14 protein-coding genes and 1 pseudogene are annotated in these 13,049 nt (G+C 69.3%); 3 read left to right on the top strand and 12 right to left on the bottom strand.

Translation table 11 applies throughout. The features are described 5' to 3' along the window. Positions 1 to 187 precede the first annotated feature (187 nt). The gene (locus OG985_RS21935; RefSeq protein ID WP_371670039.1) at positions 188 to 385 is read right to left on the bottom strand and encodes a hypothetical protein; all 198 of its coding nucleotides are present in this window, start codon (positions 383 to 385) and stop codon (positions 188 to 190) included. A gap of 158 nt (positions 386 to 543) precedes the next feature. On the opposite strand from OG985_RS21935, the gene OG985_RS21930 reads away from it, so the two are divergent. Beyond that, positions 544 to 777: a GntR family transcriptional regulator gene (locus tag OG985_RS21930; protein WP_371670038.1), complete on the top strand. Its 234-nt coding sequence runs from the start codon at positions 544 to 546 to the stop codon at positions 775 to 777. 46 nt (positions 778 to 823) lie between these two features. On the opposite strand, the gene OG985_RS21925 is transcribed toward OG985_RS21930, so the two are convergent. The 7 genes from OG985_RS21925 to OG985_RS21895 all read right to left on the bottom strand — a co-directional run bounded on the left by OG985_RS21925 (position 824) and on the right by OG985_RS21895 (position 4,702). Further along, a complete protein-coding gene (locus OG985_RS21925) occupies positions 824 to 1,783 on the bottom strand; it encodes a hypothetical protein (RefSeq protein WP_371670037.1) in 960 nt (319 codons plus the stop codon). 9 nt (positions 1,784 to 1,792) lie between these two features. Next, positions 1,793 to 2,161, bottom strand: coding sequence for a hypothetical protein (locus OG985_RS21920; RefSeq protein WP_371670036.1), 369 nt, complete (start codon positions 2,159 to 2,161; stop codon positions 1,793 to 1,795). Further along, positions 2,151 to 2,618, bottom strand: coding sequence for a hypothetical protein (locus OG985_RS21915; protein WP_371670035.1), 468 nt, complete (start codon positions 2,616 to 2,618; stop codon positions 2,151 to 2,153). Before OG985_RS21915 ends, OG985_RS21920 begins: the two co-directional genes overlap by 11 nt. Next, entirely contained in the window at positions 2,582 to 2,809 is a 228-nt protein-coding gene (locus OG985_RS21910) for a holin (protein ID WP_371670034.1), read from the bottom strand. The genes OG985_RS21915 and OG985_RS21910 overlap by 37 nt, the downstream gene beginning before the upstream one ends. Positions 2,810 to 2,829: 20 nt before the next feature. Beyond that, positions 2,830 to 3,711, bottom strand: a complete 882-nt coding sequence (locus OG985_RS21905) for an endolysin (RefSeq protein ID WP_371670033.1) — start codon at positions 3,709 to 3,711, stop codon at positions 2,830 to 2,832. Between the two features lie 62 nt (positions 3,712 to 3,773). Continuing rightward, on the bottom strand, positions 3,774 to 4,271 hold the full coding sequence (locus tag OG985_RS21900; RefSeq protein WP_371670032.1) for a hypothetical protein: 498 nt from the start codon (positions 4,269 to 4,271) through the stop codon (positions 3,774 to 3,776). Then, positions 4,268 to 4,702 carry a hypothetical protein gene (locus OG985_RS21895; RefSeq protein ID WP_371670031.1) on the bottom strand — a complete coding sequence of 145 codons (435 nt, stop codon included), beginning with the start codon at positions 4,700 to 4,702 and terminating at the stop codon, positions 4,268 to 4,270. Before OG985_RS21895 ends, OG985_RS21900 begins: the two co-directional genes overlap by 4 nt. 61 nt (positions 4,703 to 4,763) lie before the next feature. On the opposite strand from OG985_RS21895, the pseudogene OG985_RS21890 reads away from it, so the two are divergent. Then, positions 4,764 to 5,006: pseudogene (locus OG985_RS21890) on the top strand (HNH endonuclease); the annotation flags it as partial. Between the two features lie 18 nt (positions 5,007 to 5,024). Here OG985_RS21890 and OG985_RS21885 read toward each other — a convergent pair. Then, entirely contained in the window at positions 5,025 to 7,760 is a 2,736-nt protein-coding gene (locus OG985_RS21885) for a LamG-like jellyroll fold domain-containing protein (protein ID WP_371670030.1), read from the bottom strand. Positions 7,761 to 10,745: 2,985 nt separating this feature from the next. Here OG985_RS21885 and OG985_RS21880 point away from each other — a divergent pair. Beyond that, on the top strand, positions 10,746 to 11,063 hold the full coding sequence (locus tag OG985_RS21880; protein WP_371674457.1) for a hypothetical protein: 318 nt from the start codon (positions 10,746 to 10,748) through the stop codon (positions 11,061 to 11,063). A 22-nt stretch (positions 11,064 to 11,085) separates the two neighbouring features. Here OG985_RS21880 and OG985_RS21875 read toward each other — a convergent pair whose 3' ends face one another. From OG985_RS21875 to OG985_RS21865, 3 genes are read right to left on the bottom strand one after another with little or no spacing between them, the layout of a single operon-like run. After that, complete coding sequence (locus OG985_RS21875; protein ID WP_371670029.1) at positions 11,086 to 11,535, bottom strand: hypothetical protein; 450 nt, start codon at positions 11,533 to 11,535, stop codon at positions 11,086 to 11,088. Between the two features lie 10 nt (positions 11,536 to 11,545). Beyond that, positions 11,546 to 12,052 carry a hypothetical protein gene (locus OG985_RS21870; protein WP_371670028.1) on the bottom strand — a complete coding sequence of 169 codons (507 nt, stop codon included), beginning with the start codon at positions 12,050 to 12,052 and terminating at the stop codon, positions 11,546 to 11,548. A gap of 8 nt (positions 12,053 to 12,060) precedes the next feature. Then, on the bottom strand, positions 12,061 to 13,047 hold the full coding sequence (locus OG985_RS21865; protein ID WP_371670027.1) for a phage tail tube protein: 987 nt from the start codon (positions 13,045 to 13,047) through the stop codon (positions 12,061 to 12,063). Positions 13,048 to 13,049 lie beyond the last annotated feature (2 nt).

Below are 13,049 nucleotides of genomic sequence, written 5' to 3'. Positions count from 1 at the left end.
GACCCCCTACATGCTCACGGGGTGCGGGGGCGGGCGGTCCTGTGACAGCGGCAGCTGCAGCGGATGGTGAGGATGGGTACCTCCCAGGCCGGGGCGCCCTGCCGTCGGATGACGCGCGGCCCGGAGCACAGGGCGTGCTCGCTCAGCTGGCATTCGGCCGTCTTTTCGTCGGCCTTCTCTGCCGTGCTCACGGCTGGTCGGCGAGCGGGACCAGGCGGAACTGCTCGCGGCACGGCGCGCAGGCGAAGACGGTCCGGCCCGGACCGGATCCCTGCTCGATGGCGTGGATGAGGCGCACGCCCTCGGCGTAGCCCGCGTGCCACGAGCAGTAGCCGTAGGCGGTGGGGGTGTTCTCGATACCAGGGGCTTGCGTAGGCTCTGCCATGTCGACTCCAACCAGTCGTCCACGCCCCCGGCCGGTCGCACGGCGCGGGGGTCTGCTGTGTGTGAGCCACCGTAGGCAGCCTGTACACACCTGTCCATGCCTACCTATGGATGTGCATCTCTATGCCCCGATAAGCCCGAATATCTACAGTCGGACGGGTGATCGACTTTGACCCGACGCGGCCCAAGTGGGAGCAGATCGCCGACGTGCTGCGCGCTCGCATCGCCAGCGGCGAACTCCCGCCCCGCGCCCTCGTCTCAGAGGTGCAGCTCGAAGCGGAGTTCGACGTCGCCCGCGGGACCGTGCGAAAGGCCACGGCCGCGCTGCGCGAGGAGGGCCTGCTCACCACCACGCCCGGCATGGGCAGCTTCGTCTCCGACCCCCGACCATGACAAAGCGGCCCCGCCCTCCCGGAGGAGAGCGGGGCCGCGTCGTGCGTCAGGCAGGCTGGGCGTAGATGTTCTCCAGCCGCAGCCGCCACGGATACGTGGGGTGTGCGTAGACCCGGTTGCCGGATCCCGTCCCCAATCCCTGATGCGCGAGCGCGATCGTCACGCTGCCGGAGCCGTCGATGTGCGCGGGGCCTGCGGTGAACATTTCCGACGATGAGTTCCTGCTCAGGGTCGTGAGGGGATACATCGCCGGGTTGCCCTCGGATGGTGGTGAGGACGACTCCGAGGTCGCGTACTCGGCGATCGATCCGCCGGAGTCGAGCAGCACCCAGTCGAGGTAGTGCGAGCCGAGGTAGAGAAAGTTGGGGCACACCAGGATCCGGTCACCCGCGCTCGCCGCGATCGAGCACTTCAGCTGGGTGCCGGCCGAGGTCTGCACGACCGCCCACGATGCAGCCTCCGGGAGGCCGGAGAGATCATCGTTCGTGATCCGCACGCGCGCCGTCCGGGGCTGCGCCGCCCCGCCTCCACTCGACGGCGTCTGCCACGATGCGGCGCTGCTCGAACTCGCGGTCAGCACCTTCCCTGCCGACGCCGTGCCGGTGACCGTGACCCCTGCCAGTACCGAGGCCGGGTCGACGAGGGTGGTGTACGTGCCGGCCACGGGGTCGGGCACCAGGACGTCGGCGAGGACGACGGCCGGTGAAGCCTTGGGCAGCGAGATGTACCTGACCCAGCCCGGCGCGTTGCTGAGGACGGCCTCGACTCGGTACGTCCACGCGGTCGGGGACATGCCCGTCGCGTCCGTGGCCACCAGAGTCTTGGTGAACTCGCCGTTGACCAGCGGCGCTTCGACGGTGCCGCCGGCGATGGTGTCCTGTCCGGCGATCGTCACCAGGTCGGGGCCTGTGAACAGGAGGGTTCCCGTCATCGCCGTGCCGTCGGGCAGAGTCAGCGGCTCGCCCGCCGATACGGTCACCGTCTCCACGCCTGCGGGCAGCGGCATCGCGTCTCCTCAGTTGTTGATGTCGTGCAGGAACGGGCGCACTTCGTCGGGCACGGGCTGCGGCGGCGGGGGCGGTTCGAGCTGGGCCTGCCGCATGTAGGCCACGAGGGAGCGCGCCCATCCGGCGAGGTATCGGAGTGCGGCGTCCTGGGTGGTGATGCGGGTCCGGTCGTGTTCGGCCTGCTGCCGGTCCTGCTCTGCCTCGCGTTCCAGGCGGGCGATGTGCTCGCCGAGCTTGTCGGTGACGGCGGTGAAGTCGTCCCGCCGTGCCGCACGACGGGGTTGCCTGCGCCCGACGACGGCGGTGATGACGCCGCCGAGCGCGGTCACCACGGCGACGGCCAGGGCGCTGAACGCGGTCACCATTTCAGTGCTCAACGGTGGTCTCCGATCTGCTGGGGGTGGGCTCCCTCCAGCCGATGGCCACCAGGCACACCCCTCCGAACGCGGCCCAGATGATGGCCGCTACCCAGCCGCGCGGGTATTCGCCGAGCGGCCACCATGAAACGAGGTACGACCCGGACCAGGCCGCGGTGATGGCCCAGACGGCACAGAAGCCGGGCCAGTCGACCCGAGGCCTCAGCCACGCGCAGACGAGGGCGGTGATCCCGGCTGCGACCCACAGTCCCGCCCACGCCCGGAGTGGCATCAGGTGCAGCAGCAGGCACAGGCCGCGCTGATCCGGCTGCGGCGTGACCAGCTGCGCACACCCGTACAGGGTCGTGATGGTGCCCTTGAGGGTGAGCAATGCTCCGCGGCGGCCCAGCTGCTGCCGGAGCCGCCGGACCGCCGCACGCATCAGACGTCCGAGCGCGGTGTGTGCGGCGCCGCCCATCCGGCGATCCACGACGCGGCGGCCGGGACGAGGGCGAGGACGAACGGTTCCAGCGCGTCGGGCATGCCGGAGATGAGGGACGGGTCGTCGGTGAGGGCGCCGAGGATCGCGAGGCCGGCGAGGCTCGCCACGTAGGCGAGCGCCGAGGACGCCTTGACCTTCTTCTCGATCGGGGCAGAGGGAGATGCCATGGGGGATCGTTCCTTCCGGGTCAGTCGGTGACGGTGAAGCCGTGCCGGGCGGCGAGCAGCCGCAGAGAGGACTTGCCGGGGATGCCGTCGGCGGCGTCGCCGGTGTAGCCGCCGCCGGCCGGGGAACGCTGCCAGCGGGCGTAGGCGGTGACGGTCTTCGTTCCGAAGGAGCCGTCCACGTACTGCGAGGGCAGCAGGCCCTCGGCCTTGAGCGCCTTCTCGACGATCAGCACTGCGGCCTTATGCGAGGTGTGGCCCTGGGCGGCGGCCGGGTCGTGGCGGGCCGCGTACACGACGTGGGCCAGCGACACTTTCGGCGTGGCCGTCGCCGGGAACGCAGGCCAGGACAGCGGGTCGTCGTGGCTGTTCTCGGGGACGCCCTTGTGCGGGTACCAGCCGGACTTCGTCTCCCACGTCTGCTCGCTGCGCGTGCAGTTCTCGGGCCGGCCGTTGGGCCAGGCGTCGGCCACACCCCAGGACTTCACCCAGGCGTGCAGGTCCGCCCACCCCTTCTGCGGGGTGTCGGTGAGCTTCGGGTAGACGCTCTTCCCGACCCGGCAGTACGGGAAGAACAGTGCCTCGATCTGCAGGACGACCCGCCCGGCCCGGTTGGTGCGGGTGCCGCCCGCCGTGTCCACGAGGGACTTGGACCGGGAGGTCGCCGGGACGAACTGGGTGATCCGGCCGGTGAACGGGTCCCACAGGATGTGAGGGGCGACGCCCTTGCCGCCGCCTGCGAAGTACGAGCGCAGGTTCTCGTAGGGGACCAGGTCGGCGGGCTTCGCGGCGGTGGCATTGCGGTCCCACGTGATGTGGGCGATCGCCTTGGCCGGGCCGCCGTCGGTGGCGGCGTGGTCGCCTATGTCGAGCCGGGTCGCGCCCGGCATCCACAGGTCAGGCATGGGTGCTCCAGAAATGACGAGAGCCCCGGCCAACGGCGCGGGGCGAGCGGGACGGGGAAAGATCAGGAGGCGGCTTCGTATAGGAACGTCAGCCGGACCTGTGCGGTGGAAGCGAGGGTTTCGGGGCTGGTCGCGGTGAGGAAGTCGGTGCGGGTGTTCGTGGCGGAGATCGGCAGGAACGCGCCGCAGTTGCTGGCCGCGCTGGAGATGACGATCTCTCCGCACCAGCGGGCGGTGCCGAGCAGCTGCGCGGTGCCGACCTGGGCGATGCCGGAGCTGGCGGCCGCGACGGGCAGCGACCAGTTGTAGTTGCCGGTGCCGTAGGTCGTCGTCGTCCCGCAGGTCATGTGGATCTCGCAGATGACCAGGCGGCCGATCTTCAGGTAGCGGCCGAGCATGGTGCCGTTGTTCAGGACGGGCGCGGTGCCCGTACTCGACCAGGCCGGCGTGTACGTCGTCCACGCGCTGAAGATCGAGTTGAACTGATCGCGGATCTCCTGGTTCATGATCGCGGCGGAGACGACCTCGCCGACGACCCAGGTACGCGGTGCGAACGTCATGCCTTCTCACCCATCGGTCCGGGGTCCGGTGCGGGCGGGGCCGGCCGGTCAGGGTTGTTGGGGTCCAACTCGTTCCACCAGTTCCGCATGCCCGGCTTCAGCGCGAGCAGCGAGGCCTCGATGGCGGCCGGGTCTGCGGGGAACACCAGCGCGCACCAGCCCCACTGGCATTCCGTACAGGCAAAGCGCGGGTCGGTGGGCGAGACGATCGCGGCGGACCCGCAGGACGTGCAGTCCGCCAGCCAGCGGTTTTGGTTGATGCGTGCGAAGTAGACCTCGTCGACGGTGTCGACGGGCGGGATCAGGCGGCGGCCGGTCCGGTACTCCATCCACCGCCACACCAGCTCGGCGGCGGGCACGCCAACCCAGGAGTCCGGCTCACGCGGTGGCGGCGTGTAGTACGTCTCGGCGCGCACGACGGCGATGGGCATGCAGGGGTCCAATCTCCCGAAACGTCCTCGGGATAATTACTCGTCTCGGTAAACTGGATGAATGAAGCACACCCGTGAGTCGGTCATGTTGAAGGTCAACCAGACGGAAGTCTGCTGGTCATGGAACGGGAGCCACACCGCCGAGGGCCGACCGCAGGTCCACTACGACAGCCGACCCTGGTACGTGTACCGCCTGCTCTACACGTGGTTCGTCGGGCCGATACCGGAGGGCATGACGCTCGACCACACCTGCGACAACGGGCGCTGCGTGAACCCGGCGCACTGCACTCCTGCCACGAGCAGCGACAACGTCCGCCGCGGCCTAGCCGTCCGCTACGCGGGACGCACGGCCTGTCCGGCGGGCCACCCGCGCGAGGCGTTCGGCAAGCGGGACTCTCGTGGGAAGTGGTGGTGCACTGAGTGCAACCGGATCAAGCTCAGGGCGCGGTACGTCCCGCATCCGAAGCCGGAGAGCCCGACGTGTCCGGCGGGCCACCCGCGTGCCGAGTACGGCAAGAAGTACGGCAGCAGCGGCTGGCAGTGCCGTGAGTGTGGTCGACTGCGAGCCCAGGAACGCCGACGTCAGCGCGAGAGCTGACAGCGACTCGGCATACGCCAACCTCGTCGTGGAGTCGAGGACGGAGTACGTGCTGTCACCGAGAACCCAGACCGAGTCGTTGTTCGTGGCGCTGGTGTGGAACTGGATGACGTGCGACTTCTCTTTGATCGTCTCGGTGTAGCCCTCGACGGTGACGCGGGCTGTCGACGCCGGCGCCTGCGACGGCATCGAGGTGACGGAGAAGTACGAACTGATGTCGGCGTCGAGGATGTCGAGGTAGTTGGCCATCGTGTACGCCTCGATCGCCACCTCGCGCAGCTCGGGCTCCGGGTCCGCATAGCGCGACACCCGCCAGTTCGCGGCGTCCAGCACCGAGTTGTCGGAGGTCTTGAGGATGGACAGGGCGCCCGCGTCGTAGAGCCCGTTGTCGGCGATGCTCGTCGGTGAGGTCACCCGCTGGGTCGCGCCGCCCGGCCGCGAAGCCTCAATCGAGTTGGTCAGCTTCTGGTCGTCGTCGGACAGCTCGACGTTGCCCGTCTCCGTGTCGGCGTAGGCGATCGTGAACACTTCGCCTGCCGGGTCTGGGTTGTAGCGGACGTCGCGGGATTGGTAGGCCAGCCCGTAGTAGTCGCGCTCCGCATACAGCCGGCCGGACTCGGTCGACTCGACCTCCCGCATGCGGGCAACGACGGTGGAGCCGGCCGGGCCCTGCGAGGCGATCGGGTCGTGCGTCGAGCCGAGGATGGTCACAGAGTCCACGCCGGCGTAGCGGGCCAGGCGCTGCATCCGCACGTCGGCGTCCTCGCCCGCGTACCCGGTCATGCCCGCCGTGTAGTGGTCGGCGACGATCGAGCCCATGCTGATGGTGAGTGTCGAGTAGATGGCGACGTGCCCGATCGATCCCGACCACAAGCGGCTGTTGCGGTAGCCGCCGACGTGCAGCATCCGCTCGCCCCACCGCCGGGGGACGGCGAGCGAGTTGTCGACCATGACGCCGTCGAGGTAGATCTCGCCCTCGCGCTGGTCGTACACGACGTGGTGCCAGTTCCCGTCGGCGAGGGTTGTGGGGCCGCCGACGGTTTCCGTGGTCATCGTGGGGGTGTTGCCGGAGGTCCACTCGATCTGTAGTCCGCCGGTCGGGGCGATGGACAGCAGGTGCTGGTCGACAAGGTCGGGGGTGTGCACGCCGAGGATGCACCGGCCCGTGGTCGTCGTCTTGAACCAGGCTTCGAAGCACAGGTACGCCTGCATGGGCGGGTCCTCGAAGGCGGGGCCGAGGTCCACGCTGAGCCATTTGCCGGCGGTCGCCGACGACGGCGTGAACACCGGGGCCTGCTCGCCCGTCTCGACCGGGCCGTCCGCGCTGCCCAGGGTGAGGGTGCCGCCCGCCCCGGACTGGGTGATGGCCAGCGAGGGAGCGCCGTTGCCGCCGATGTCGCCGGCGGTGGTGGAGGCGCTGTCCTCGGTGAGCGGGTAGTACACCATCGGTGTCTGCTCGATGATCTCCTGCGCGAGCATCGAGCGCAGGGCGGGCTGCCGGTTGAGGCGCTTGAAGAGATCCGTCGCCGTGATCTTGACGTGGGATACGAGGCCTTCCCAGTCGACGGGGAACTCGTTGACCAGGCCGTGGAAGCGCGGGCGCATGGTGGCGCCGACCAGATCCCACTCGACGTAGCCGGCCGTGCCGCCGGTGCGGGTGGTGGGGAAATCCGCGGCGTGGGTCTGGCTGGTGACCCAGGCGGGGGTGGCGATGGATCGGCGTGCCGTCCAGCTGTAGCCGTCGCTGCTGGTCATCCAGTACACCAGGCCGCCCACCTGCCACACGCGCAGCCAGGCGTGATCGAACGGGTCGTAGGTGAGGTTGAGCGGGGCGCCGTCGGCGAAGCCGACCTGGGACTGGGCGCTGATGACGCCGGTGAGGGCGTCGTAGCGCCAGCCGATCCGGGTGCCGGCCGTGGTGCTCGTGACCCACATCGAGGCGGCCGCGTTGCTGGACCCGTTCACCGCGGGGACGGCGCACAGCTTCGCGGTCAGCGTGCTGCCCACCAGCGTCCATTGCCGGGCGCTGGTGAAATTGGTGTCCACGCCTGGCGTCATCGGGATGCGCAGGCGGCCCTCGCTGGTCTCGGTGGCGCCCCCGACGTTCGTGGGCCACAGCGTCGAGTTGACCGTGCCGTCGTCGAAATCATCGCCGAGCATGGCCAGCGGGTAGGGCGCCGATCCGGTGAGGGTCGGCATGATCCCCTGACTGATCCTCACCGGCGTGTTGCGGCGCACGTTGTACGGCGACGCCGAGTTGCCCGGGGTCAGGTAGCCGTCCTGGTTTTCCAGGCGCATCGTCGCCGATCCGGGCTGCGTCTCGGACAGCTCGTCGGCCGCGCCCCGGGTAATGGTGACGCCTGCCTTGAGGACGTCGACACGTCGGCTGACGTCAACCCACGGGATGGTCTCGGGCGCGGTCACCAGGCCGCCGAATCCCATCTCGACCAGCAATGGCATGCGATGCCCCTTCTCTTCAGTTGTGCGATCGGTCTACGCGAGGCCCAGTTCGGCCAGGCCGTGGTGGCGCTTCAGAGAGAGCAGGCCGGTCCGGATCTCCGACCACACCGCCTCGGCATCCGCGCCCGGCCGCACCTCGACGTGCAGTTGAATCACCGTCGCCCCGCCACCACCGGCCGCGACGGCGGGCCGGCCGATGACGGGCTGCGTCGCGGCGACCCGGCCTGACACCGTGCCGAGGGCCCGGTCGAGGACGGGCAGGCCGTCGACCAGGCCGCGGGCCAGGCCCTGCGTCGAGTAGGCGCCGAGGCGGGCCATGACCGTGGACGGGCTCTTGATCCCCAGCGCTCTGCGCAGGGCTTTCTGCATGCCCTTGGCGATGTCGGTCATGAGCTTCTCGATCGACTTCTGCTGCGACTGCAGACCAGCGAGGAAGCCCTTGCTGGCGTTCTTGCCGCTGTCGTACAGCCGGTCGGCGCCCACCTTGCCGAGTCGGCCGCTGGCGTCGTTGACCCGGCCCTGCAGCTTGTTGATCGAGGAGAAAGTTCCCTTGTCCGCGCCGACCAGGGCGCTCGCGTAGGCGAAACCCGCGTCCGGGCCCATGTTGAGGATCTGCTTCAGCAGGGTCTTGGACAGGCCCTTCTTCGCGAGGATCTCGATGTACCGGGTGAACTGCTTGACCTGCGACAGCTTGCCCGCGAGGCCCGCCCTGATGCCGCCCGCGGTGACCTCACCCTCGCCCATGCCCAGGTTGGACAGGGACGCGGACTCCTTCGCCCCGTGCGTGACGTCGGCGGCGAACGCCTTCGCCTCGGCGATCCGGGAGGCGACGGCGTCCCGCTTCTTCGCCGCCTTCAGCAGTCGGTCCGTGTGATGGTCGACGTACTTGAGGAGACTGGACTCCTTCCGCCCGGAGAACGCGGTACGGATGTCCGTCGCCAGATCCTTGGCCGTCGCCTTGATCTTGTCGCGGGAACCGGTGAGTCCGATGATCAGGCCCTTGCCGACGTCCTTGGCGAGCGCCTTCATCTTCTTCGACGGGGAGGCGATCTCCAGCTCGGTCTTCACGCCGGCCGTCACCGCGGCCGCCATCGACCGGGCAGCCGCGCCGACTCCGGCCGCCGAGCCGGACATGCCGGAGATCAGGCCCTGGCCCACAGCCGCGCCCGCGCCCGCCATGCCCTGGCCGGAGCCAAGGGTGTCCTGGTTGATGGCCTCGATGATCGGCCGGTACTTCGACGTCGACTTGGCGTTGATCATGTACTCGCCGTTCGAGGCCATGATCGGGATGCTGTCCGAGGTGCCCGTGCCCGCACCCCGGATTGGGCCGCCGCCGGGGAATCCGATCGGGCCGCCGGTCGCCATCCGGCCGGCGGACACCGCGGCGATGCTGCGGCCCTTGTACTGGACGAACGCGGTGATGGTCACCGACCGGGACTGGATGCTGGCCAGTGCGCCCTTGGCCTGGGCGACCTTGTTCTGCAGGTCGGCGATGGTCGCCCGCAGTGCGGCCTGCTTGGACGGCGGCACCGTCTTCAGCTTCGCCTTGGCCGCCTCGATCTGCGACTGCCAGTTGTTGATGTCCAGCTTCAGCTTCCCGGCGGCCAGCCGCTGCTGGGTGCTCGAGGCGAAGTCGTTGGCCTTCCGCTCCGCCACGTTGAGGGCGCCGATGTAGACGGTGGCGAACTGGTCGAACGCCTTGCTCGCCGCCTTGACCTTGCCGCCGATGCCGGGCAGCCAGCCGAACGCGGCCTCCGCCCCGTGCAGCATCACGGACATCGCGGCAAGGACACCCGTGGACATGATGCGGAAGGCCTTGATCACAGGCGGGGCCATCTGGATCGCGGCCGACACCATCAGGATGGAGCCGTTGGCGAAGACCCGGCTCGCCTCCATGATGGCGCCCTTGTTGTTGTTGATCCATCCGTTGAGGCGCTGCAGCGGTCCGGCCGTCTTGTTGACTGTGTCGCCCACCGGGGCGAACGCGCCGATGATCGCCAGGCCGGTGTCTGCCATCGTCGGGCCGACGATGGCGGCCAGGTCCCGGATGGACTGCAGCCCCCAGGTGAGATCCCGGAAGACGGGGCTCAGCGCTTTCAGTCCGCCCGCCAGGCCGTCCATGGCGCCGGCCGCCATGTCGCCCAGGATGCGGAACGTCTCGCCGAAGACGGGGCCCAGGGTGCGGCCCATCTCGCCGGACAGCCGTCCCAGCGCGGGCAGGATCGAGTTGATGGAGGCGAACAGGCCGTCGAGCATTTTGGCCGCGCCGCCGATGCCGGGCTCAAGTCCCTGGAACAGGCCGGGCAGTCCCTTGGTGAGCAGGCCGCCGATGCCGTCCGAGAACGCCTTGAGCGTCGGGCCGGACGCGGCGCCGAAGTCGAGCAGGCTGCGGATGAACGGGCCCATCGCCGACGTCATGTCGCGGATGAAGCCGGTGCCCAGCTGCAGGTTCTTCTGCAGCGAGTCCTGGAAGCCGGAGTCCTTCATCATCCGGCCGACGCCCTCGGCGGCATCGCCGAACGCGCTGCCCATCTCGACCATGGACTTGCCGAGGATCTTGACCACGGGACCGGCGGCCTTCACCGCCGCGGTGAAGCCGGGCAGCATCGCCTTCTGGATCTCCTTGCCGACCCCGCCGAACTCCTTCTTCAGCGAGACGAGCGCCTTGGTGAACTCCCGGGCGGGCGGCGACATTGTCTTGAGCTGCTTGGCGAACTCCTTCTTGTCGCCCGCCACAGCCATGGCTTCGCTGACTCCGGCGAAACCGAGCTTGAGCGTGCCCATGGCCAGCCCCGCCCCGGCCGCCATGGGCACCAGGGCGCCGAGCGCGGGCAGCAGCGACAGGCCGGCCACTGCTGCGACGCCCATCATGGCGCCGCCCAGGCCGCCGCCTGAACCCCCGAGGCTTGAGGACGCGTTGCCGCTGGCGGAGCTCACGTCGCCGAGGCGGCGCGTCAGGTCGGGCATGCCTCCGGCCATCGCGCGCTGGGCGTCGGCCACGGACAGGAAGCGGCCGCGCAGGTCGCGCAGCCGTCCGTCGGCGCCCCGGGTGAAGCCGTGCACCGCCCGGCTGTTGGCGTCCATGTCGTCGTTGAGGCGACGGTGCAGGCGGGCGGATGCGTCCCCTGCATGGTTGAGGACAGGGGACAGCTGGTCGTCGCCGTCGAGGACGAACCGCAGACGCTGGCTCATCCCTCACCTCCTCGAAGCTGGGCCTGTTGGTGGTTGTCGATCCAGGCGGCGAGCAGCTCGAACCGTTCCTCGGTGAGGGAGTCGACGTCGTCCGGGGTGAGGTGGAGGTAGAACGCGAACAGCGGCAGATAGGTCAGGACTCGGTCGGAGAAGCTGGGCTCAGCTCCGTTTCGGGCTCCGGGTCTTTTGGGGCCGTGGCGTCGGCGATGGCGGTGTCGGCGTCCGCGCGGTCGAATGCGGAATCACGCAGCTCGTCGAAGGCGGAGGCCAGATCGTCGGGCTCGCTGCCGTACTTGGCGAGGATGCGCTGGACGTAGGCGCGGACCTCGCGCGCGTCCAGGCGCACCTTCAGCTCGTCCTCGAACGGGTCGAAGTCGGCGTACCGCAGGGCGGCGTGGGTCCGCCTCTTGACGGCCCAGCCGACGGTGCGCAGGGCGTTGACGTCGCCCTCACTCATCGCCTCCTGGATCGCGTCCCAGCGGCTGTCCGCGGTGCGCTCGATGAGCTGGATCTCGGAGGCGCGCATCCGGCCGGCGTCGAGGTTCTCCGGCTCGGCGCCCTCGGGCGAGTAGATGATGATCACGGGGTTGCTCCTATTCGAGGCGGCGCCGCACGTCGTCGAGGACGCGGGCCACCTCACGCTCCATACGGGGGGTGTGCTGGCGGACGGTGCTGTCCCACCACGGGGGCTGCGCCCACTGGGTCGCCCACCGGCGCCGGTTGCCGAACACCGGGTGGCGGATGCGGCCGGAGTTGATGACCTTCGGCATGTTCTTCAGGTCGGGCGGCAGACGCCCTTTGTCGATCCACACGGTCGCGCCCGGACTGCTGCCGGTGCGGACGCTGATCCGGATGGAGTCGGCGATCGTTGCGCGCAGCGGGCGGGTGGTCGGCGAGCGGCCGCCAGGCCTGCCCCGGCGGCCCTCGCTGCGGATGTCCAGGCCGCGCATCGTGGACTGCAGATCGGTCTTCAGCGGCTCAGCGGCGCGGCGGATACGGCGCTGCATGCTCGAGCGGATGTTCTCGCCACCGGCGGCCCGCAGACGCCGCTGCAATTCCAGCAGGCTGCCGGTGTTGAGGATCCGCACATCCCGTGTCACGGCTCACCTCACAGCGTGGAGTCCGTGGAGATGTATTCGATCTTCGGCTGATTGGTGCCGTCGAACAGGGCGGTGAACTGGAGCGTCGGCTTCACGACTCCGAAGCCGTCCACGGTCGGCGGCGCCTCGTCGAACTTCACCGCGGGCAGCGTGATGCGGAACGTCTCGAAGTACGTGGACGCGATGAGCGGGCCCACGAACTCCCACACCAGGGACGTCGCCGCATCGGATGTGTGCAGGTCATCGAGCGTGGTGTCGACGTAGTCCATCTCGATCGTCCCGGTGATCTTCACCTGGTCGTTGGAGATGGGCTCCTTCTTCAGCCCGGCCTGGCCCGCGTAGAAGCGGTCGACGGCCATGGGCCGCTCGATCTTGACCGAGACCTTGCGGACACCGTCGCGCGCCGTCTCCGTCCCGAAGCTGCCCGTCTTGACGGCCATCTGCGAGAAGTTGAACGGCGACATGTTCGAGTACGACGCGGCCGCCAGCGTCTGAGCCTCGTCGCAGTCCTTCGCGTCAATCTCGAACGAGGCCGTGAGCATCTGCCCGACCTCGCAGGAGAACTCACCGCTGGTGATCTTGCAGCCGATGAACGTCTTGTCGGTCACCGTGCCCGTCGTCAGCGGCACGCCCTTCTGGATCGTCAGGCTCTTGCCCGCCGTGTCCGCGAGGGTGTGCGTCTGCAGGTAGGCCGTAGTCACCGCCTGCTGCACCGGGGTGACCGACGTGCCCATCAGGGTCTGAAGCCAAGGCCCCATCCCCTTGTTGACGACCTCCATGTCGATCGACCCGGAGGCCTCCCGCTGCGTGACCACACGCCGCGCCGACAGGGCGAGCAGCCGCCCGGCCGCGATGCCGGCGGACTGGGCGGTCGTCTTCTTGAGGACGATGCCCTCCTTCGTGAACTCCACGAACTTGGCCGGCGCCACGAACGTGCCGTAGGCCGACTCGACGCTGACGCCGAGCTGGGCGCCGAGCCCGGATCCGATCGCCATGA

This window comes from Streptomyces sp. NBC_00289 (assembly GCF_041435115.1).
Taxonomy (GTDB): domain Bacteria; phylum Actinomycetota; class Actinomycetes; order Streptomycetales; family Streptomycetaceae; genus Streptomyces.
Note: the sequence above shows the minus strand (reverse complement) of the source record. Positions and strands in the feature narration are given on the sequence as shown.